Raw genomic sequence first — 21,563 nt, forward strand, 5'->3', positions numbered from 1 at the left:
TTTCCCGCCGCACCGAGTCGGCGGACAAGACGGGGTAAGAGGTACAGAAGACCATGGCATTCCTCCGGGCCAAGCAGAAGGCCCAGGTCATCGAGAAGCTGTCGCAGGTGGCGCCGCCCGGCGAGACCTTCATCGCCTGTGTGCACGCGGAGAGCGGGCCCAGCCCGTGGCTCGCGGCCGCACTCGGTGAGATTCCGCTCGTCGGCCTGATCATCGTGCTGACCCGCAGGTACTACTTCCTGACGCTCACCAACAGCCACGTGGTGATCAACTCGGCCAACCGCTGGAACAACCGGCCCGGCGACGTGGTCGCGGCCTTCCCGCGGCAGGCCTTCCCGGTCAGCCGGGTCAAGCGGGCGAGCATCTGGAGCTCGATGTACGTCCAGATGCCGGGCAGCGCCAACCCGGTGCGCCTGAACATCCACCGCATCTGGCGGGCCGAGATGGACCAGCTGAGCGCGGCCTTCCCGCCCGGGGCGATCGACCCGAGCTCGCAGCCCTTCGACACGCCGCAGAACCAGGGCTTCCCGCCGCCGGCGTACCCGATGGGCGTCCAGGCCGCACCCGGCCAGCAGATGATCCCGCAGCAGCCGCCGCACCAGCAGCCGCAGCAGGGCTTCGGCGCGCCGCAGGCGCAGCCGTACCCGCCGCAGCAGCAGCCGCAGCACCAGCCGTACCCGGCGGCGCAGCCCGGCCAGCCGTACCCGCCGCAGGCCTACCCGCCGGCCCAGCCGTACCCGGCGCAGCCGGGCGCCCAGGTGCCGCCGCAGGGCCAGCCGTACCCGCCGCAGGTCCCGAACGTGCCGTACCCGGGCCAGCAGGGCTACCCGGGCCAGCACTGACCGCGCGCCCGTGCCGACCGCGGCCCCGGTTCCCCCTGTGGGGAGCCGGGGCCGCGGCCTTCGCGGCGGGCTCCGAGGCCGAGCTCCGTGCCCGGGGCCGGCTCGGCGCGCCCGCCCGGGCGGACTCTGCGAGGCTGAGAGGGACAGCAGCCTCGATCGAGGAGGCCCGCACCGATGTCAGCGCAGAGCCCGGAGCCGTCCGGGCGCAAGGGCCGGGTGGCCGCGCTCCGGGCCGCGGAGGTCCGGCACGCGCGGACCAGGCGGTGGCTGGTGAGCGGTCTGGTCGTCCTGGTGGTGCTCGCGGTGGTCGGCGTGATCGCCGTCGTGATCGCCGACAACCAGGGCAGCTCCGCGCCGTCGGGCGTCCCGGCGCAGCCCCGGACCACCGCCGAGGGCCGGACCACCCCGCCGCCCTGGGACGCGCCCGCCGACGCCGCGGCGGCCGTCAAGGCGGCCGGCCTGCCGGTGCTCGGCGCGGAGGGCACCGCCCTGCACATCCACACCCACCTGGACGTCTACGCCGACGGGCAGCCCGTGACCGTCCCCGCGCTGGTCGGCATCGACGAGAGCGCCCAGCGGATCAGCCCGCTGCACACCCACGACACCAGCGGGGTCGTCCACATCGAGTCGCCGGTGACCGCCGACTTCACCCTGGGCCAGTTCCTGACCGAGTGGCAGGTCTCCGCCTCCGCGGACCACCTGGGCGGGCTGCGCACCGACGCCACCCACGCGCTCACCGCGTACGTGGACGGCAAGGCGGTGGGCGGCGACCCGGCGGCGATCGTGCTGCACGCCCACGACGAGATCGCCCTGGTGTACGGCACGGCCGCAGAGAACGCCGCCGTCAAGGTGCCGAGCGGCTACGACTGGCCGAGCGGGCTCTGAGCCGTCCACGAGCCGCTGTCGGGCGCCGAGCCGCTGTCGGACGCCGAACCGCCGTCGGGGGCTGAAACGCCGCCGGGCGGGGGGAGTCGCCGGGTGATCCGGTCGAACAGTTCCTTGAGCGGCTCGCCCAGTTCGCGGCCGAACCCGGTGAGCCCGTAGCTGACCTGGGGCGGTGTGGTCGGTGCGACCTCCCGCCGGACCAGGCCGTCCTGGACCAGGGCGCGCAGGGTCTGGGTGAGCATCTTCTCGCTGATGCCCTGGATGCTCTCGCGCAGTTCGTAGAAGCGCAGGTCGGTGTTCCGCAGGGAGATCAGCACCCAGATCCCCCATCGGCTGGTCACGTGGTCGACGACGTCGCGCGCGGGGCAGTCGGTGTGAAACACGTCATACCGGCCCCCCGGTGCGGCCGCTGTGTACTGCGGGCCTTCCTTCACGTGTGGAGCTTACTTCAAGGTATGTCCTTACCAAAAGTAAGTTGCTGCTCCTAGGTTGAGGGCATCGGAGGGACCTCCGAGCAGGACGGACAGACGAGTAGTGGGAGCTGAACATGATCGTGGTGACCGGAGCCACCGGGAACATCGGCCGGCCGTTGACCCAGGCGCTGGCCGAGGCGGGCCGGGAGGTGACGGCGGTGTCGCGGCGGGCGGCGGCGGTGCCGGACGGCGTCCGCCACGTGACGGCCGACCTCGCCGAGCCGGGTGCCCTCAAGCCGGTGCTGGCCGGGGCGGAGGCGCTGTTCCTGCTGCTCTCCGGCGACCTGCACGGCGCCGGGGCCGGCCCGGCCGACCTGGTCGCCGACGCGGTGGGCGCCGGGGTCCGGCGGATCGTCCTGCTCTCCAGCCAAGGCGTGGTGACCAGGCCCTTCGGCCGGACCCGGATCGCGCTGCGCGCGCTGGAGGACAAGCTGCGCGCCTCCGGCGTGGAGTGGAGCATCCTGCGGCCGGGCGGCTTCGCCTCCAACGCCTTCTGGTGGGCCGACTCGGTGCGCACCGACCGGCTGGTCGCCGCGCCCTTCGGGGACGTCGGCGTGCCGGTCGTCGATCCGGCCGACATCGCCGAGGTGGCGGCGGCCTGTCTGCTGGACGAGCGGCACGGCGGCGGCCGCTACGAGCTGACCGGGCCGGAGGTGATCACCCCGCGCGGGCAGGCGGCGGCCCTGGCCGCCGCGCTGGGCGAGCCGGTGCGCTTCCACGAGCTCAGCCGGGAGGAGGCCAGGGCCGGCATGGCCCGGGCCATGCCGGTGGAGCTGGCCGACGACACCCTGGACATCCTCGGCTCGCCCAGCCCGGCCGAGACCCGGATCGGCCCGGACGTCGAGCGGGTCCTCGGTCGGCCGCCGCGGTCCTTCGCGGACTGGGCCGCGCGCAACGTCGCCGCGTTCCGCTGAGGTCGGGTCCGCCGGTCAGGCCCGGCCGGTCAGGGCTGCTCGGTCAGGGCTGCTCGGTCAGGCCCGCTCGGCGTCCCCGGGCGGCGGGGCGCCGAGGGCGAGGGTGAAGCTGAACCGGTCGCCCCGGTAGAGGGCGCGGACCAGCTCCAGCGGGCGGCCGTCGGCGTCGAGGCTGCGGCGGTGCAGCAGCAGCATCGGCAGCGCGGGCGGGGTGCCGATCAGCAGGGCCTCGCGCGGGGTGGCCAGGACGGTCTCGATCCGCTCGTCGGCGGTGCCGAGGTGGACGCCGTGCGCGCGCAGGTAGCCGTAGAAGGAGCCCTCGGGGTCGAAGTCCGTCGCCAGGTCGGGCACTCGGGCCACCGGCACGTAGGTGGACTCCAGTCCGACGCGCTCCTCGTCGGCGCGCAGCACGCGTTCCAGGTGCCAGAGCGGTTCGCCCTCGGCGACGGCCAGGCGCTCGGCCAGCGCGGGGTCGGCGGCCAGGCGGTCGAGGGCGATCAGGGTGCGACCGGGGCGCAGGCCCTGGCGGGTGACGCCCTCGGTGTAACTGGTGAGGGACAGCGGCTGCTCGATCTTCGGTCCGGCGACGACCGTCCCGCGCCCCTGGCGGCGCAGCCGGCCCTCCAGCAGGAGCTCGCGCAGGGCCTGGCGGACCGTCGCGCGGGCGACGCCGTGACGCTGCGCCAGGTCGGCCTCGGTGGGCAGCCGGCCGCCCGGGCCGAGCTCGCCGAGGAGCTCCTCCAGCCGCTCCTTGACCAGGTAGTACTTGGGCACCCGGCCGTGCTCGGGGACGCCGGCGCGGGCGGGTTCCGGGCCGGGCCGGGGGGTGGGCTGGTTCACCGCGCAAGCCTATCGAGCGGCCCGGGCGGGGGACTCGGCGGCCGGGCAAAGGTCACGGAACGATAACCGGTCTGGACTGAATTTCGACCGTTGTTCATGCCGCCGTGGATTCGCCAAGGGTTCGTGCTCGCCCGGCCGCCCCACGCTCGGTGCTGGTGCAACTGCACCGAACCGATGCCCAGTTGGGAGCCCCCCCTTGCGCACCTCCCGCTCCATCCGCAGCACGGCCCTCGCCACCGCCACGGTCGCCGCGACCGTCGCCGCGCTGATCCCGCTCTCCGCGTCCGCCGCCACCGCCGTGACCGCGTCCGCCGCCACCGGTGCGTCCGCCGCAGTCGCGGCCGACGGCTCGTACCAGGGCCTGCCGAACGGCACCAAGCAGGCCAAGACCCTGGTCATCGGCGTCGACGGCACCCGCTACGACAAGCTGCTCACCGCCGACGCGCCCAACCTCAAGGCCCTGATGGCGGGCGGCCTGACCGCCACCAGCAACCTGTACGCCAACCCGCTGGCGCCCACCCTGTCCGGCCCGGGCTGGTCCACCATCGCCACCGGCGTGTGGCCCGACAAGCACAAGGTCAAGGACAACGCCTTCACCGGCGCCCGCTTCGACCTGTACCCCGACTACGCCACCCGTCTGGAGGCCGCCGACCCCGGCAACTCCACGCTGGTGATCGGCTCCTGGAACCCCATCACCGCCAACGTCTTCAACGGCCGCGCCGACCTGCGCATCCCGGAGAGCGAGAACGACGGCAAGACCGCCACCGACGCCGCGGACTACCTCGCCCACGGCAACCCCGACGCCACCTTCCTGCACTTCGACGGCGTCGACGAGGCCGGCCACGCCCACGGCGGCGCCAGCGCCGACTACCTGTCCGCCATCCACACCGTCGACGGCCTGGTCGGCCAGGTCGTGCAGGCCGTCAAGTCCCGCCCCACGTACGGCTCCGAGGACTGGCTGATCGTCGTCACCACCGACCACGGCCACACCGACGCGGGCGGCCACGGCGGCAACAGCGCCAACGAGCGCCAGACCTTCCTGATCGCCGACGGCGCCGGCTACGCCCCCGGCTCGCGCCGCTACGACGTCAAGCCGGTCGACATCGCCCCCACCGTCCTCAAGCACGAGGGCGTCGCCGTCGACCCGGCCTGGAAGCTCGACGGCCGGCCGATCGACGAGATCACCCCGGACGCCTTCGACGCGCTGCGCCCGAACCTGCAGACCCGGGTCGACGAGACCGGCATCCCGGCCGGGGTGAAGGGCTGGACCCACACCCCGCCGGCCGGCTGGAGCATCGACAACTCCCGGATGCCCAGCGGCGGTGTGACCGAGTGGCGCGGCTGGACCTTCGCCACCGACGAGTTCTGGACCGCCGCCGAGCTGAACCAGTCCCGCGAGACCAATGTGCGCGCCCGCAACGTGTTCGCCGTCGCGGACTCCGACGAGTGGGACGACAAGGCGCACGGCGCCGGGCAGTTCGACTCCACCCTGATCAGCCCGGTCTTCCCGGTGTCCGGCCTGAGCCGCGGCACGCTCTCCTTCGCGACCGACTACAAGGTGGACGGTCCGCAGACCGGTGACCTGTACGTGGTCTTCGACAACGGCACCCCGCAGCTGGTGAAGTCCTACCGCAGCGACCTCAACACCGTCGAGCAGCTGCCGGTCACCGTCCCGGCCGGCGCCACCGGAGCGCGCTTCCAGTTCCGCTACACCGGCACCAACAGCGCCTTCTGGACGGTCGACCAGGTGACCTTCACGGCCTCCTGAACCGCCGTCGCTCCCGTGGGCGGGGGCCGTTCGACCGGCCCCCCCCCACGCCGGGCCTCAGGCCAGCTCGCGCATCCGCCGGATCGGGCCGGCCAGCAGGATCACCGGGCTGACCACGCTGACCACGGCGACCAGGAGCAGCGCCGTCCGCGGTCCCCAGGCCGCGGCGGCGGCCCCGGCGGCCAGGGCGCCGACCGGGATCGCGCCCCAGGAGACGAAGCGGACCGTGGCCATCACCCGGGACAGCAGCTCCGGCGGGGTCCGGGTCTGCCGGTGGGTGCGGGTCACGATGCTGGTGACCACGACCCCCGCCGAGAACCCGGCGTTGCCGAGCGCGAAGACCAGCGTCGCCCACCCGGGCCCGGCGAGCGGCAGCAGCAGGGCGAAGGCGGTGGCGACCACGGCCGCCCAGCGCAGCGCGGTGCCGCTGCCGAACCGCGCGACCAGCCGGGGAGTGGCGGCCGCGCCGAGCAGGCTGCCGAGCCCGCCGGTGGCCATCAGGGCGCCGACGGCGGCGGCCGGGGCGTCGAGGGTGCGGACCAGGAAGACCGGGGTGAGCGTCATCAGCCCGCCGCAGACGAAGTTCACCGCGGTGGCGTCGGCCACGCAGGGCCGGATCACCGGGTGCCGGGTGACGAACCGCCAGCCCTCACGGATCTGCTCGCGCATCCCGGCGCCGCCGGTCGGCCGGGCGGCGGGCTGTCCGAGCGACGGCAGGGTGCCCAGCAGGGCCGCCGAGGCGAGGTAGCTGACGGCGTCCAGCAGCATCGAGGCCGCGCCGCCGACCAGTTGCACCAGCACGCCGCCGAGCGAGGGCCCGGCCAGGTCGGTGGCGGCGATGCTGCCGGAGAGCAGGCTGTTGCGGGAGGTCAGTTGCTCCTTGGGGACGACGGCGGGCAGGAAGGTCGAGTTGCCGACGTCGAAGAGCACGCTGGCGAAGCCGACCAGCAGGGCCACCACGACCAGTTGGGGCAGCCCCAGCACCCCGAACGCGGCGGCCAGCGGCACCGAGGCGACGGCGGCGGCCCGCAGCAGGTCCATCGCCACCTGGGTGCCGCGCAGCGGCAGCCGCTGGACCAGCACGCCGGCCGGCAGCCCGATCACCAGCCAGGCGACGTAGGCGGCGCCCGTGATCAGTCCGACCTCGAAGGCCGAGGCGTGCAGGGTGACCACCGCGATCAGCGGCAGGGCCACCGTCGTCACCTGGTCGCCGAGCCGGCTGACGGTCGAGGCGGTCCAGTAGCGCCAGAACGCCCCCGCTCCGGGGCCGCTGCCGCCGCCCCCGCTCCCGTCCCCGCCCGCCGGATCCACCGTTCTCGCCGCGTCCACCGTCTCGGTCGTCAACGTCCGCCCCTTCGCCGCCACCGGTCCACCAGCGGGACCGAGTGAGTTCCCTTTAGGAACTCACTATACTGGGTGATCATGCGGCACACGGAAGCGGCGGACCCCGACTGCGCGATCTCCCAGGCCCTGACGGTGGTCGGGGACACCTGGACCCTGCTCCTGGTCAGGGACGTCGCCGGAGGCACCCACCAGTTCGACGCCCTGCAGAACGGACTCGGCATCAGCCGCAAGGTGCTCACCGAGCGCCTCAAGGCCCTGGTCGCCGACGGCGTCCTGGAGAAACGGCTCTACCACCCGCACCCGCCGCGCTACGAGTACCACCTGACGGACCGCGGCCGCGGACTCCTGCCCGTCCTGGTCGCCCTCCAGGACTGGGGCGGACGCTACGTCCTGGGCGACGGCACCCTCTCCGCCACCAGCACCCCCGACTCCGCCGAGACCCGCCGGGTCACGGCCCTCACCGGCCACCGGCTGCCCGCAATGGAACTCGACGCCGCCGCCGGCGGACGGGTCGACCCGGTCGCCGCGGACCACGCCTGGACGGTGCTCTACTGCTACCCCGGCGCCTACGCCCCGGGCGGGGCCGACCAGCCGCCCGGCTGGGGCGACATCCCCGGCGCGCCCGGCTGCACCCTGGAGTCCTGCACCTACCGCGACCGGATGGGCGAGTTCGCCGCCCGCGACACCGTCGTCCACGGCGTCAGCACCCAACGCCCGGACCAGCTGGCGGCCTTCGCCGAGCACGCCCGGATCCCGTTCCCGCTGCTCTCCGACGCCGGCCTGGAACTCGCCGCCGGGCTTCGGCTGCCCACCTTCCGCGCCGCGGGCGTCGAACGCCTCAAGCGGCTCACCCTGGTCCTCGACGCCGGCCGCACCGTGCGCGGCGTGCTCTACCCCGTCACCGACCCCGCGGGCTCGGTCGAGGACGTCCTCACCCTGCTGGACGGGCTGCGCCGCTGACCTCCGGACGCACGACAGCGGGTGCGCCCCCGGCCCGGCCGGGAGCGCACCCGCTCAACTGTGCTGCGACGGACGGAGGTCAGTACCGCGAGGCGATCACGAACCACCCGACCACCATGATCAGGACGACGGCGGCGATCGCGACCGTGGTCGGCGTCAGCCGGTCCCGGAACTGCTTCACGGGCTCGACCCGCTGCGCCTCCTCGGTGCTGGACTCCCACCAGGTGCGCAGCCGCCGGACGTTCACGTCGAAGTCCTCGGCCGGGTACAGCGGGCTCCAGGACAGGCCCGGCAGCGAGCGCCGCCGCCCGCCCGTGGTGAAGATCCGCGCCGCGCGGGTCGGTCCGGAGCCGGCGTACGGGCCGCTGGACGCGGTGGTGCGGACGTCGACCCAGCGGATCTCCGCCCAGGAGTAGGTGCGCCCGGCCCCGAACCCCCAGCAGATCGTCACACCCTCGGGCCCGACCCGGCTCCAGCCCCGCCACGAGCTGGAGAAGACCGGCACGAACAGCACCACGACGGAGCCGAGCGACCAGGCCACGAACACCGGCCCGGAGCGCATCATCCCGACGGACACCATGAGGACGAGGAAGGCGAGCGCGCCGACCAGATGGGACGTGGAGGGGCGGAACAAGTCCTTGCCCCGGAGCACCAGTTCGTTCACGGGTCGCAGGCTACTCCGGTACGTCGTCTGCGAACAGGAGGTTCGACGCGATCTTCACGGGAGGCGGGAGGTCGGGGTTGCCCGGTGCCTCCTCGACCACCCGACCGGTGGTCATGCCTGTTCCCCGGCTCGGAGTTCGGTGGCGATCTGGCGTCGGCCGGCGACGAGGGTCTCCAGGACGATGCCGAGGCCGACGAGCAGGGTGAGGCCGGTGGTGGGCAGCAGGACGGGGAGCAGGACGGGGGTGATGGCGTCGCCGACCTTGGCGCCGACGAGGGTGGAGATGTCGAAGGCGCCGCCGAGCAGGGCGACGGCCGTGAGGGCGGCCAGGCCGCCGCCGACGGCGGCCGCGAGGGTCTGCGGCAGTGCCTCGGTGATGATCAGTGCGAGTCCTTGGCGGGGTCGCAGGCCCATGGTGCGCAGGCGGGCGAGGACGGCGGTGCGCTCGGGTGCGGCGCGGAACAGCGTCAGCAGGACGGCGAGCAGGGCGTAGCCGGCTCCGGCGGCGGCCGCGTACCAGAACAGCCGCTCGGCGGCGTGCTGCAACGGATCGTCGGCCAGGGCGGCCGCGGTGTCCCGGCTGCTGTGCACGACGTATCCGGCGGGCAGGCCGTGCGCGTCCTTGCCGACGGCCGTGGCCTCGTCCGCGACCAGCTTGGCCATGCCGACCGGCTGGGCACCGCCGTTGCCGCGCAGCGCCGTCCGGATGGCTTCGGGATCCACGCCGCCGACGGCGAACCACCTGTTCACCCGCCGGGTGTCCGGCAGGCGCTCCCAGGCGGGGCCCGCGGCCACCACGGCGAAGGGCGCGCCGGGGTCCGGCAGCGCGGCGGTGGCGCCGACGGTCGCGGCGACGCCGAGGCGCAGGTCGTTGCCGTTGGCCGTGCGCACCTGGGACGCCCCGGTGGCGGTCAGGCGCTTGGCCAGGTCGCGGCTGACCAGGGCGGGCACCGGGGTGTCCCGGCCGCCGGGGGCGGCGGCCAGCCTCGCCGGGTCGAACTCGCCGGCCCCGAGGGTCCGGGAGATCTCGGCGTAGGCCGCCGGGTCGACCACCAGTACCAGGTAGGCGTCGGTGTAGGTCTGGTCGGCGGCGAGGACACGGACCTTGTCGACCCAGACCGCGGTGGAGGCGTGGACGCCGGGCAGGGCGTCGGCGGCCTTGGTGAAGGACTCGGTGAGGGTGGCGTAGTCGGGCAGGGAGACGCCGATGTCCCCGCCGGTGGCGATCCGCGCGGCCCGGGTGCGGACGTGGTCGACGGTGTCGAGCACGGTGGCACCGAAACCGGTGGTGGTCACGGCGATCAGCAGGGCGAGCAGCGGCAGCACGGAGGGCCGGCGCCGCCCCGTACTGTCCCGGGCCGCCCGGGCCAGGCCCAGGAACGCCACCAGGCCACGGCCCCGCCCGGCCAGCGCCGCCAGCCGGCCGACCGCCACCGGCTCGACCCGCGCCAGCACCAGCCCACCCGTCACCGCCAGCAGCAGCGGCGCGGCCACCAGCAGCGGATCCAACCCGCCACCCGTCCCCACACCCCGACGCCGGACCTCGGCCACCGCCGCCACGGTGACCGCCAGTACGAGGAGTTCGCCGACCAGCCGACGCCGACCGGCGGCAGCGCGTGGACGGGACCGGAGCACGGCCGCCCGGGCCGGGAAGGCCAGCAGCGCGATCAGTGCCGAGGCCAGGGCCGCCACCGTCGACTCGCCCCAGCGGGGGCTCGGCAGCAGGAAAGCGGCGAGCGCCGTGCCGAGCACGGCGGCGGGCAGGACGGTGACCAGGCCTTCCCCGATCAGCCGCCGCAGCACCCCGGCGAGCGAGCCGCCACGGGCCCGGAGCAGCCGGATCTCCGCGGCTCGGCGGTCGGTGGTCAGCGCCGCGGCCAGGAACAGCACCACGGTGGCGACGCCCGCCACGCCCGCCGGGCCGATCGTGCTGAGCGGCAGCGCGGCCCGGTAACGGTCCTCCGCCCGGGTCAGGACCTCGGGCAGCCCCGAGGAGGTGTGCAGGTCACGGCGTCCGGTCGTGCCGGCCAGATCGGTGGCGTCGTGTCCGGTCAGGAAGGAGCGGAGGATGCGGCGGGTGTCCTCCAGCCGGTCGGCGCGCAGCGCGCCGGGGTCGACGGGCAGCCGCCAGAAGTTCTCGGCGCCCGAACCCCAGCGCGCCAGCGCGGCCAGGCCGGCGCCGTCGACGAACCCGCTGGTCGCCCAGTGCTCGTGCTCGGGGGTCGGCCGCAGACAGGCGCGGGCCGGGCAGCCGAGGTTGTCCCAGAACGGGTCCTGGGGATCGTTGATCCGGTAGAAGCCGACCACCACGCTGGTCCGCTGGGCGCCTGCGCCGTCGAAGCCGTTGTCGACGACGTCGCCGAGCTTGACGTGGATGGTGTCGGCGGCCTGTCGGCTGATCACGATCGGCAGCGGGCCGCCGATTCTGCCGGGCGTCGGCCAGCTGCCGTCGGTGAGGGTGGCCCGGCTGGACAGGTCGGGTACGTAGAGCAGTCCGAGGGTGGGGTCGGTGCGCTTCTCCGCGATCCGGACGTACTCCGGGTTGCCCATGCCGCGGTCGGCGACGGCCCGGGTGCCGCTGGCCCGGCCGGGCTGGGCGAGCGGCAGCTGTCGGCCGATCAGCTCGGTGACCTCGCGCTGCACCCGGTCGAGCACCGCGGGGGTGTCGTCGTCCTGCGTCTTGGACGTGGTCTGCAGGCTGGTCTGGTTGAGGCCCGCCCGGTCGACGAAGTCCCGGAGTGCCGTGTCCGCGCCCCGGTCGGCGATCCGCGGGAAGGCGGCCGCCAGGAAGACGGTGACGAGGGCGAGCAGCGCCATCAGCAGCGCGGCCGGCGGGTTCGCCCGCAGCCGGGTGGGGACCCAGCGCGCCGGACGGTGGCCGGGCCGGTGGACGGTGCCGCCGACGGCCGACGGCCGTTGCCCGCGCGCTCTGCGCAGGACGGAGCCGAGCATGGAGTTCCTCCCCCGGTCGTCTTCCAGCTCGGTCGCCGGATAGCGGACGATGCTGGCAGATTCGGACCGGGAAAGGAAGGGACTTGCGCGAATCAACGGAGCAATGGGCGAGTTTCTCGCAATTGCCGGGACGGGAGCCGACGAGAGACCAGGAGAATGCCATGTGCGCTTCACCTGTGCGGTGCCGCCGCGGGCCGTTGACCAGGGAACTCGTCCGCTGGGAATTCTCCGCCGAAATGCTGAACCGGCGAATCCGCCGATCCGTTTCCGGCTCAGGCCGCGCCCTTGCGCCGGCCCCGCCCGCGCAGGGCCCGGCGGGCCGTGCCGAAGGTGAGCGCGGCCCACAGGACGGCGGCCGCGCCGGTGACCCAGACCCCGGCGCCGCGGAAGGAGAGGTCGTCGTCCAGGTTGGCCGGCGGCGCCCAGCCGTCCGGGTCGGCCAGCACCGTGGTGGTGCTGCCGACCGAGGAGCCGGAGCAGCCGAAGCCCCCGATGGTGCCGTGCGGCAGCGGGTGGCCGTCCTCGCGGCGGATGCCGCAGGTCCAGCTGACCTTGCCCGTCTTGTCCTTGCCGCTGTGCGCCGACGTGATGACGACCCGGGTGTCCACCCCGCGATGGGAGATCAGCTGGGCGCGCAGGGCGGTGGTGGGGATCACCAGGAGCACCAGGCCCAGCACGACGGCGGGCCAGACCACCCAGCCGCTGCTGTGGATCATCATCAGTCCGACGACGGCCGCCATTAGCACCAGGACGGCCAGGATGGTGCAGGGGGCCTGGTAGTCGGGGTTGGTGGCGAGCGCCAGCAGCCCGATGATCAGCAGCGGGGCGAGCAGCCCGACCACCGGCGCGGTGCGCCGCACCGTGCGCGGCGCGAGCTGGAGGTCCTTGCCGGGCCGTCGGCGGACGGGCTTGGCCGGCCGGACGACCCCGGCCGCCAGCGGCCGTTTCTGCTTCTTGTTCGGACGCTTGGCCATGCTGCCCCCGCTCGGTGGTTCTGCTTCGTGCTCGCGACAGTGTGACGGCAGCCCCCGACACCCGGAAGACCGGGGTACCGCCCGGCCGGTGCGGCCCGTCGGCCGTCTTCCCAACTCCTTTGCATGGTGGGTACATTGACTTCTGTGGGGGCGGTTCTTGATCTGTTCCTCCTGGTCGGGGCAGCGGTCCTGGCCGGGCTGGCCGCGCTGCTCGCCTCGGCGGGCCGGACGGTCCGGGAGCTGCGCCGCGGCGGCCTCTGCGCCGTCGGCCGGGTCCGCCGGGTGCGCTGGCACACCACCTCCGAGGGGTACGAGCGCCGCCGGGTGACCATCGAGTACGGCCTGCCGGACGGCCGGGTGGTCGAACTGCTGCGGCACGACGCGCGCCCCGAGGGCGGCCGCTACCAGGAGGGGGACGAGGTGACCGTGCTGTACCACCCCGCCCGCCCCGGCCGGGGGCTGGCCGTCCACCCGGTGCGGCGGCTGCCGCCGCCCCCGAACGAGTTCGGGCTGGCGGCGCTCGCGCTGCTCTGCGCGCTGGGCGCGGCCGGCCTGCTGGTGCTGATGTTCTGACCGCGGGCCGGCCGGCCCGCGGTCACGTCCTGCCCAGGGCCGCCTGTTCCAGGTCGAGGTCGCGCTGGAGCAGCCGCAGGGTGGTGTCGCTGATCCGGTGCTCCTCGTACAGCCGGTGCAGCCGGTCGTTCTGCACCGCGATGACCTCGTGCCGCAGTTGGCGGTAGGCGTCGTCGGCGGTGGTGCCGTCGGGGGTCTCGGGGGTGCGGTCGAGCCGGGCGGTGAGGGCGCGGCGGACCCGGTCGACGGCGGTCTCCGGGACGGCCTCCAGCTCGGCCAGGCCGTCCACGTGGTCCAGGGCGGCGCGGTTGAGCTCGTCGCGGGCGTCGGCCTCCTCGCGCGCGGTGTGCTCGGGTTCCAGGGCGAGTCCGGAGCGGTTGACCACGGCGGCGAGGGTCAGTCCCTGGACGACCAGGGTGAGCACGACGTTGGAGACGGTGAGCACCAGGACCAGCGGCCGGCCGTCGAGCGCGGCGCCGCCCTCGGTCAGCAGCGGGATGGAGAGCGCGGCGGCCAGCGGCATGACGCCCCGGGTGCCGGCCCAGGTCACCACCCCGGCGACCCGCCAGGACAGCCGCCCCCGGCTGGGCCTGACAGCGCGGGTGAGCGGCAGGGTCCACAGTACCCGGACGGCGATCAGCACGGCGGCGATGGCCACCGACTGGAGCGGCCACCAGCCGGCGCCGGCCGGCAGCTCCCGGACCAGCGTGGGCAGTTCCAGACCGACGATCGAGAAGACGACGCTCTCCAGCAGGAACACCACCACCGCGTACACGGCATGCAGTTGCAGCCGGATCCGGGCGTCGGTGAGCCGGTGGCCGGAGCGGCCGAGCAGCACCCCGGCGACCACCACCGAGGTGACGCCGGAGGTGTGCGCGGACTCCGCCAGGACGTACGCCGCGTACGGGGTGACCAGGGCTATCACCGTCTCCAGCACCGGGTCGGTGGTGCGGCGGCGCAGCAGCCAGACCAGCCCGGCGACGGCCGCGCCGACCAGGCTGCCGCCCCCGCCGAGCAGCACCAGTTCGCCGCCCGCGGCGGGCAGGTCGACCGTCCCGCCGACCGCCACGGCGACGCCGACGGCGACCTTGAACAGCACCAGCGAGGTGGCGTCGTTGAACAGGCTCTCCGCCTGGACGAGCACCTGGACCCGCCCGGGCAGGGCGAGCCGGCGGCCGAGCGCGGTGACGGCCACCGGGTCGGTGCTGGAGAGCACGGCGCCGAGTACGAAGGCCATCGCGGGCGGCAGCCCCGCGACGGCGACGGCGAGGAAGCCGACGGCCGCGGCGGAGGCGAAGACCAGGCCGAAGGAGAGCACGGTGACGGGCCGCCAGACCGTGCGCAGGTCGCGCAGCGACAGTTCCTCGGCGGAGGAGTAGAGCAGCGGCGGCAGCACCACCGCGCCGATGACCTGCGGGGGGACGTGCAGGGCGGGGACGCCGGGGAGGAGGGCGACGCCGAGTCCGACGAGGACCAGCAGCGAGGGGGCGGGCACCCGCCATCGGCGGGCGAAGGTGGCCACGCTGGTGGCCAGGACGACCAGGACGAGAACGATCCCCACGGCGTGCATCTGCAGAAACGACCCATCGCACCATCGGGGTCGCCGTGGCCCGATCGCCGCAGTCGTCCCCCGAGCCGACCAGACTTCCCGGCACACCAATCGTCATCTTATCGGTCCTTTGGCGGGGTTCGGCAGGGAATTCCGGCGCCACGGCCCGCACCACCGGCCGGTAGCGCTGTTCCGAACGTGTTCACCGCATGCTCGCCGGAAGTCTTGCGGGCCGTGCACGTACGGAAGTTGGATACACAACATCCCGCGATCCGCCGGGCCGACGACGTCCCCCCACGGAGCCCCGATGACCCTGCCGTCCCTGCGCCGCACCCTCGCCGCCGGTGCCGCCGCCACCGTGCTCGCCGCGCTCGGCGCCGCCCCGGCCGGTGCCGAGAGCGCCCCCGCCACCGCGCCGCCGCTGGACGTCCTGACCTACAACACCTTCCTGATGAGCACCTCGCTCTACCCCAACTGGGGCCAGCAGTACCGCGCCCAGGCGATCGCCTCGGCGGACTTCTTCCAGGGCCACGACGTGGTCGTGCTGGAGGAGGCCTTCGACAACGCCGCCTCCGACGCCCTGATCGCCAAGGCCTCCGCCGCCTACCCCTTCCACACCCCCGTGGTCGGCCGCTCCACCGGCGGCTGGGACGCCACCTCCGGCAGCTACAGCTCCACCACCCCCGAGGACGGCGGGGTCACCGTGCTCAGCAAGTGGCCGATCCTGCACAAGGAGCAGTACGTCTACAAGGACGCCTGCGGCTCCGACCGGTGGTCCAACAAGGGCTTCGCCTATGCCGTCCTCGACGTCAACGGCCGGCGCACCCACGTGGTCGGTACCCACCTCCAGTCCACCGACTCCGGGTGCGCCAGCGGCCAGGCGGCCGCGATCCGGGCCAAGCAGCTCGGCGCGATGCGGGCCTTCCTGGACGCGAAGCGGATCCCGGCGGACGAGCCGGTGCTGGTCGCGGGGGACCTCAACATCGACTTCCACGGCACCGAGTACCGGTCCCTGCTGGACAACGGCCACCTCGCCCCGGCCTCCGCCCGCACCGGCTGGCCGTACTCCTTCGACACCGCCGACAACTCCGTCGCCGCCTACCGCTACCCGGGCGAGCCCAAGGAGGACCTCGACCACGTCCTCTACCGCGCCGACCACGCCCGCCCGCAGCAGTACACCAACGAGGTCCGCCGGGTGCACAGCGCGCCCTGGACGGTGAGCAGCTGGGGCAAGAGCTACACCTACACCGACCTCTCCGACCACTACCCGCTGATCGCGCACTGAGGCCGGGCGGCGCCGTCCGGCCGGGGACGGCGCCGCAGGCCGGGCAGGGCGGGTGCGGAGCCGCAGGTCGGGCGGGGCGGGTGCGGAGCCGCAGGTCGGGCGGGGCGGGTGCGGAGCCGCAGGTCGGGCGGGGCGGGTGCGGGGCCGCTGTGGCGGGCATCACAGCGTCCGGCCCGGTTCGGGCTCCTACGATCGGGAGCGCGGACGCCGGCCACGCCGGGACCGGTGCCCGCCCGGCAGCCCCGCGATCCGGCCCGAGGAGAAGCGCACCTTGACCAGCCCCACCGCCGCACCCGACAGCTACTACCAGCGCACCGGCGAGCAGCAGTACAAGCCCACCGTCCACGCCCAGGGCGCCTGGCACCCGGACGAGCAGCATTTCAGCCCGGTGGGCGGCCTGATCGTCCACGCGATCGACCGGCACCGGGCCGGGCGCCCCGCCGACGGCCTCGCCCTGGCCCGGGTGAGCTTCGACATCCTCGGCCTGATCGCCCTGGACGAACTGGAGATCACGGTCGAGACCCTCCGCCCCGGCCGCACCATCGAGCTGGTGGAGGCGGTCGCCTCGATCGCCGGCCGCGCCGTGGTCCGGGCCCGGGCCTGGTTCCTGGCCGAGCAGGACACCGCCGCCGTGGCCGGCACCCACGACGAACCGCTGCCCGCGCCCGAGGAGTTCGAGCCCTGGCCGATGAGCGAGCAGTGGGCCGGCGGCTACATCGCCTCGGTGGAGGTCCGGCGCCGCTCCACCGCGCCCGGCCGGGCCGCCGCCTGGCTCACCACCCCGCTGGAGCTCGTCGCGGGGGAGGCCGCGAGCCCGCACGCCGCGTTCGTCGCCCTGGTCGACACCGCCAACGGCATCGCCGTCCGGGAGCAGCCCACCGAGTGGATGTTCCCGAACACCGACCTGACCGTCCACTTCCACCGCCGCCCCGGCGGCCGCTGGACCGGCCTGGACACCGGTGTCAGCTTCGGCCCGGCCGGCCACGGCGTCACCAGTACCGTGCTGCACGACGTCCACGGCCCGGTCGGCCGGGCCGAGCAGATCCTCACCGTCCGTCGGCAGCAGGGCAGTTGACGGCCGCGGTGGCTGCCCCCGCCCGAGGCGGCAGCCACCGCTGAGCGGCTCAGCCCGGCAGGGAGTCCATGAAGGAGCTCACCGAGAAGACCGCCTTGCCGGGCCCGGCCGGGCCGTAGCCGGGCGGGGAGGAGAGGCCGAACTCCTCCAGCGTGGCCCGGTAGGCTTGCAGCAGCCGGATGTGGTACTCCAGCGGCGCGCCCTGGGGGTTGGCCTTGCCCAGCGGGGTGGTGGGCTCGGGGCACCAGGTGGTGAAGCGCGGCACCACCCCGTGGGACATGAAGAAGCGCAGCCCCTCCCGGGTGGAGGCGATCGCCTCGTCGACGGTGGTGAAGCCGAAGGGCTCGGCCATCTCCACGCCCGCCACGAAGTTGGGGATCACGTTCTCCGCGCCGAACACCTCGGTGGAGTCCAGGATCCGGCGGTGCCACTCGTCCCGGCCGACGTAGCGTTCCTTGCCGGGGCAGTAGAGCTCGAACAGGCGCTTGTCCCACACCTCGAAGTTGGGGTGGTAGATCTTCACGCCGTAGTCGTGGAAACGCTGCACGTCGTCGCGCGGCAGCGCCTGGGCGACCACCTTGCCGATCCAGTGGTCGGGGAAGCGCTCCTCGATGGCCTTGGCGTACTGCCCGTAGAAGTCCGCCTCGTCCCGGCCGCCGACCTGCGAGGTGATCGCGCCGCCGGTGAGGGTGTACGCCCGGGAGGCGCGGGCGGTGTCGTGGCGGTCGATGATCTCCAGCGCCTCCAGCACCTCCTCGACCGGCTTGACCCCGGTGTACGGGCGGCCGGCGGCCTTGTGCTGGCGCCAGTTGTGGTTGATGTCGCAGTACTGGCACTCCTCCTTGGCGCCGAAGTACTGGCACACCCGGAACACCGTGAGGTAGATCAGGTAGCCCCACTGGATGGTCGGGGCGACCTCCATCACCGACTTCCCGTTGGCCAGGGTGTGCCGGTAGTAGTCGGGCATCGGCGGCAGGCCGACGTCGGCGATCCGCGCGCCGTCCAGGTAGAGGCCGAGCGTGCCGTCCTCGCCCGCGCGCACCCGGTACGGCGAGTCCGGGTTGACCCGCACCGACACCACCGTGCGGCGCAGCCCGTACGGCCCGCCGGTCAGCACGACCTCCTCCGGCGGCCGGTTCAGCGCGGCGGCGCCCAGCTCGGGCAGGGTTCGGTGGTCGAAGGAGAAGATGAAGTACGACTTCGGTTTGATCTCGCCGCCCCCGTCGGCCCCGGTGCTGCCGCTGAGGGCGGACTCGTCGAAGGCCATGCCGCCGCGCAGCAGGTCCTCCTTGATCACCGCCTCCCGGGGCACGTCGGGGAAGCGCTCCATGAGGTCCTCGACGACTTCGGTGCGGCTGCGGGCCTGGCTCTCCATGTGCTGGTCTTCCTTCCTGGCCGCGTTCCTCTCACGGCGCCCCGCCCATTCTTCTCCCCCTTACGCCACCGGCGGGCGGCGGGACACCGGCCCACCCGCCGGTCGTCGCCCGGTCGCCCGCTGCCCGCCCGTCGGGTGCACGCGGGGGTGCGGGTGGGGGCGCGTGCGGTCCGGATCGGGTGATCCGCGGTCGAACGGTCCGCACCGCGGGGGGTGCGACGCCGTCGGGCGGCGCGGACACGGATGGTGATCGGCAGGTTGACGCGCTGCCCGGACGGGCGGGGGCCGTCCGGCGCGGAACCGCAGCCCGGGGCCCCGGGTGGACCGATGCACGACACCGGCGCGGCCAAACGCCGTCAGCCGGAACGTTCACCCTATCGGGTGTAGAAGATCGTCCGTTGCGATCCGGAACGGGCTTTCGCGCCTACGGTGGGGAACCGAGCGAGACGGGGCCCGCGGCGTGGAGTTCCCCTTCGCGGCGGGCGAGATGACGACCCGTCACACCAGGCGATCCCTCTCAGAGGAGGCTCCATGCCCCTGTGCACCAGAACGGGTACCCCACCCGGGCCCGTCGACGCCCCGGTGGTGGGCTCATGAGCTCCCCGGCGATCGACCGGATCCTGCGCGGTCCGACCGGACTCGGCACCGCCGGGCTGCAGTTGAGGCCGCCGACGCCGGTGGCCGAGGCTGCGGTGCCCGAGGCTGCGATGTCCGAGGCTGCGGTGCCCGAGGCTGCGATGTCAGAGGTTGCGGATCCCGAGCTGCCGGTGGCGGAGACAGCGGCGGTCGACGTCGCGGTGGTGGACGCGTCGGTGGTCGAGGTGGCCGTCGGCGCCGTCCCGGCCGCGGGGGCCGCGCTGGTCGGGGCCGTCGCCTCGGAGGCCCTGGCGGCCGCGGCCGCCGCGCTGGAGGCCGTCCTCCCCGAGGTCCTGCCGTCCGCGCCCGCGCCGTCGTCCGTCCCCGTGCTGCCCTCCGGTCCCGCGCTGACCTTCGGGGCCCCGGCCGCGGCGCGGAGCGGTGGCAAGCCGAAGACCGGCGACCCCATCCCCGGGCTCTACCACCACCCGATCGCCGAACCCGACCCGGTGCGGGTGGCGGAACTCAGCCTCAAGATCAAGGCCTGGGCGATCGACGAGATCGAGCTCTACCCGCCGGAGTGGGAGAAGGACTTCGACGGGTTCTCCACCGGGCGCTACATGGTGGCCTGCCACCCCGACGCGCCGAGCGTCGACCACCTGATGCTCGCGGCCCGTCTGATGGTCGCCGAGAACGCGGTGGACGACTGCTACTGCGAGGACCTCGGCGGCTCGCCCGTCGGCCTGGGCAGCCGCCTGCTGCTCGCGCACACCGCGCTGGACCCGCTGCACACCACCGCGGAGTACCACCCGGCCTGGGAGGCCTCGCTCTCCGAGGACGCGCCCCGGCGCTCCTACCGGTCCGCGATGGACTACTTCGTCGCGGCCTCCACACCCTCCCAGGCGGACCGCTTCCGGCACGACATGGCGCGGCTGCACCTGGGGTACCTGGCCGAGGCCTCCTGGGCCGAGGCCGAGCACGTGCCGGAGGTCTGGGAGTACCTGGCGATGCGCCAGTTCAACAACTTCCGCCCCTGCCCGACGATCACCGACACCGTCGGCGGCTACGAGCTGCCCGTCGAGCTGCACGCGCTGCCCGCCATGCAGCGGATCATCGCGCTGGCGGGCAACGCGACCACCATCGTCAACGACCTGTACTCGTACACCAAGGAGCTCGCCAGCCCGGGGCTCCACCTGAACCTGCCGACGGTGATCTCCGAGCGGGAGGGCGTCTCGCGCCAGGAGGGCTACCTCAAGGCCGTCGAGGTGCACAACGAGCTGATGCACGCCTTCGAGGCCGAGTCGGCCGCGCTGGCCGTCGCCTGCCCGGTGCCGACCCTGGTGCGCTTCCTGCGCGGGGTGGCCGCCTGGCTCGACGGAAACCACTACTGGCACCAGACCAACACCCACCGGTACAGCCTGCCCGACTTCTGGTAACGCGCCGGTCGGCAGTCGCACCTTTTCGATAACCAATCCTGATCACCCTGGAGTTGACCCACATGTCCGTGACCGACGACATCACCACCGCCGGCACCGCCATTCCCGGCCCGGCCACCCCGTACCAGAGCGACATCGCGCGCTACTGGAACAACGAGGCCCGCCCGGTGAACCTGCGCCTGGGCGACGTCGACGGCCTGTACCACCACCACTACGGCATCGGCGAGATCGACCAGGAGGCGATCGGCGACCCGGCCGACAGCGAGCGCGAGAAGAAGGTCATCGCCGAGCTGCACCGCCTGGAGTCCGCCCAGGCCGACGTGCTGCTCGACCACCTCGGGGACATCAAGGCCGAGTCCACCCTGCTCGACGCCGGCTGCGGCCGCGGCGGCTCGATGGTCATGGCCCACCAGCGCTTCGGCTGCCGGGTCGAGGGCCTGACCCTCTCCACCCAGCAGGCCGAGTTCGGCAACAAGCGCGCCGCCGAGCTGGGCATCGGCGACTTCGTCCGTTCCCGTGTCGCCAACATGCTCGACATGCCGCTGGAGAACGGCTCGGTGGCCGGCTCCTGGAACAACGAGTCCAGCATGTACGTGGACCTGCACGACCTGTTCGCCGAGCACTCCCGGGTGCTGGCCGTCGGCGGCCGCTACGTGACCATCACCGGCTGCTGGAACCCGAAGTACGGCCAGCCGTCGAAGTGGGTCTCGCAGATCAACGCGCACTTCGAGTGCAACATCCACTCCCGCCGGGAGTACCTGCGGGCGATGGCCGACAACCGCCTGGTGCCCCAGGCCGTCATCGACCTGACCCCGGACACCCTGCCCTACTGGGAGCTGCGGAACACCACCTCGCTGGTCACCGGCATCGAGGAGGCGTTCATCGAGTCCTACAAGGACGGCTCCTTCCAGTACGTGCTGATCGCGGCCGACCGGGTCTGACCCGGTAGCCTCCGCGCGACCGGCACCCCGGCGCCGGACCGACGGGCGGCCGGGCCCCGCCCGCGGGCCGGGGGGGCGGCCCCGGGGGCGGGGGGCCCCGCCCCCCCCGCGCGGGGGGGGGGGCGGGCGGGGGGGGG

Annotated in this window: 18 protein-coding genes; 10 read left to right on the forward strand and 8 right to left on the reverse strand. The window is 74.0% G+C overall.

All coding sequences use genetic code 11. The features are described 5' to 3' along the window. Positions 1-53 precede the first annotated feature (53 nt). Positions 54-842, forward strand: coding sequence for a hypothetical protein (locus tag ACFV8H_RS09335; RefSeq protein ID WP_380397876.1), 789 nt, complete (start codon positions 54-56; stop codon positions 840-842). A 174-nt stretch (positions 843-1,016) separates the two neighbouring features. Then, positions 1,017-1,727, forward strand: coding sequence for a hypothetical protein (locus ACFV8H_RS09340; RefSeq protein WP_380397877.1), 711 nt, complete (start codon positions 1,017-1,019; stop codon positions 1,725-1,727). Here the strand turns inward: ACFV8H_RS09340 and ACFV8H_RS09345 are convergent. Continuing rightward, positions 1,703-2,161 (reverse strand): winged helix-turn-helix transcriptional regulator, encoded by a 459-nt coding sequence (locus tag ACFV8H_RS09345; RefSeq protein ID WP_380397879.1) that lies wholly within the window; start codon positions 2,159-2,161, stop codon positions 1,703-1,705. The two genes, ACFV8H_RS09340 and ACFV8H_RS09345, sit on opposite strands and share 25 nt — an antisense overlap. A 113-nt stretch (positions 2,162-2,274) precedes the next feature. On the opposite strand from ACFV8H_RS09345, the gene ACFV8H_RS09350 reads away from it, so the two are divergent. Then, positions 2,275-3,114: an SDR family oxidoreductase gene (locus ACFV8H_RS09350; protein ID WP_380397880.1), complete on the forward strand. Its 840-nt coding sequence runs from the start codon at positions 2,275-2,277 to the stop codon at positions 3,112-3,114. 57 nt (positions 3,115-3,171) lie between these two features. Here ACFV8H_RS09350 and ACFV8H_RS09355 read toward each other — a convergent pair whose 3' ends face one another. Next, the gene (locus ACFV8H_RS09355) at positions 3,172-3,954 is read right to left on the reverse strand and encodes a GntR family transcriptional regulator (RefSeq protein ID WP_380397882.1); all 783 of its coding nucleotides are present in this window, start codon (positions 3,952-3,954) and stop codon (positions 3,172-3,174) included. Between the two features lie 196 nt (positions 3,955-4,150). On the opposite strand from ACFV8H_RS09355, the gene ACFV8H_RS09360 reads away from it, so the two are divergent. Further along, a complete protein-coding gene (locus ACFV8H_RS09360) occupies positions 4,151-5,722 on the forward strand; it encodes an alkaline phosphatase family protein (RefSeq protein ID WP_380397884.1) in 1,572 nt (523 codons plus the stop codon). A gap of 57 nt (positions 5,723-5,779) precedes the next feature. Here the strand turns inward: ACFV8H_RS09360 and ACFV8H_RS09365 are convergent, their stop codons facing one another. Then, positions 5,780-7,066, reverse strand: a complete 1,287-nt coding sequence (locus tag ACFV8H_RS09365) for an MFS transporter (RefSeq protein WP_380397886.1) — start codon at positions 7,064-7,066, stop codon at positions 5,780-5,782. Between the two features lie 78 nt (positions 7,067-7,144). On the opposite strand from ACFV8H_RS09365, the gene ACFV8H_RS09370 reads away from it, so the two are divergent. Then, the gene (locus ACFV8H_RS09370; protein ID WP_380397888.1) at positions 7,145-8,026 is read left to right on the forward strand and encodes a winged helix-turn-helix transcriptional regulator; all 882 of its coding nucleotides are present in this window, start codon (positions 7,145-7,147) and stop codon (positions 8,024-8,026) included. Positions 8,027-8,105: 79 nt separating this feature from the next. On the opposite strand, the gene ACFV8H_RS09375 is transcribed toward ACFV8H_RS09370, so the two are convergent. From ACFV8H_RS09375 to ACFV8H_RS09385, 3 genes are all read right to left on the reverse strand, one after another. Continuing rightward, on the reverse strand, positions 8,106-8,690 hold the full coding sequence (locus ACFV8H_RS09375; RefSeq protein WP_380397890.1) for a hypothetical protein: 585 nt from the start codon (positions 8,688-8,690) through the stop codon (positions 8,106-8,108). A gap of 111 nt (positions 8,691-8,801) precedes the next feature. Next, a complete protein-coding gene (locus tag ACFV8H_RS09380) occupies positions 8,802-11,642 on the reverse strand; it encodes a hypothetical protein (RefSeq protein WP_380397892.1) in 2,841 nt (946 codons plus the stop codon). A gap of 272 nt (positions 11,643-11,914) precedes the next feature. Continuing rightward, a complete protein-coding gene (locus ACFV8H_RS09385) occupies positions 11,915-12,616 on the reverse strand; it encodes a hypothetical protein (RefSeq protein ID WP_380397894.1) in 702 nt (233 codons plus the stop codon). Between the two features lie 144 nt (positions 12,617-12,760). Between ACFV8H_RS09385 and ACFV8H_RS09390 the strand changes: the two genes are divergently transcribed. Next, a complete protein-coding gene (locus ACFV8H_RS09390; protein WP_380397896.1) occupies positions 12,761-13,189 on the forward strand; it encodes a DUF3592 domain-containing protein in 429 nt (142 codons plus the stop codon). Between the two features lie 22 nt (positions 13,190-13,211). On the opposite strand, the gene ACFV8H_RS09395 is transcribed toward ACFV8H_RS09390, so the two are convergent. After that, entirely contained in the window at positions 13,212-14,759 is a 1,548-nt protein-coding gene (locus ACFV8H_RS09395) for a Na+/H+ antiporter (RefSeq protein WP_380397898.1), read from the reverse strand. A 286-nt stretch (positions 14,760-15,045) separates the two neighbouring features. Here ACFV8H_RS09395 and sph point away from each other — a divergent pair, with 286 nt between their 5' ends. Then, complete coding sequence (gene sph / locus ACFV8H_RS09400) at positions 15,046-16,023, forward strand: sphingomyelin phosphodiesterase (RefSeq protein WP_380397900.1); 978 nt, start codon at positions 15,046-15,048, stop codon at positions 16,021-16,023. A gap of 271 nt (positions 16,024-16,294) precedes the next feature. Continuing rightward, positions 16,295-17,098, forward strand: a complete 804-nt coding sequence (locus ACFV8H_RS09405; RefSeq protein ID WP_380397902.1) for a thioesterase family protein — start codon at positions 16,295-16,297, stop codon at positions 17,096-17,098. Between the two features lie 49 nt (positions 17,099-17,147). Here the strand turns inward: ACFV8H_RS09405 and ACFV8H_RS09410 are convergent, their stop codons facing one another. Beyond that, the gene (locus tag ACFV8H_RS09410) at positions 17,148-18,473 is read right to left on the reverse strand and encodes a radical SAM protein (protein WP_380397904.1); all 1,326 of its coding nucleotides are present in this window, start codon (positions 18,471-18,473) and stop codon (positions 17,148-17,150) included. Between the two features lie 593 nt (positions 18,474-19,066). On the opposite strand from ACFV8H_RS09410, the gene ACFV8H_RS09415 reads away from it, so the two are divergent. Beyond that, positions 19,067-20,485 (forward strand): family 2 encapsulin nanocompartment cargo protein terpene cyclase, encoded by a 1,419-nt coding sequence (locus ACFV8H_RS09415; RefSeq protein WP_380397906.1) that lies wholly within the window; start codon positions 19,067-19,069, stop codon positions 20,483-20,485. A gap of 62 nt (positions 20,486-20,547) precedes the next feature. Next, positions 20,548-21,426, forward strand: coding sequence for a geranyl diphosphate 2-C-methyltransferase (locus ACFV8H_RS09420; protein WP_380397908.1), 879 nt, complete (start codon positions 20,548-20,550; stop codon positions 21,424-21,426). Positions 21,427-21,563: the final 137 nt, after the last annotated feature.

The organism is Kitasatospora sp. NPDC059827 (genome assembly GCF_042731675.1).
GTDB lineage: Bacteria > Actinomycetota > Actinomycetes > Streptomycetales > Streptomycetaceae > Kitasatospora.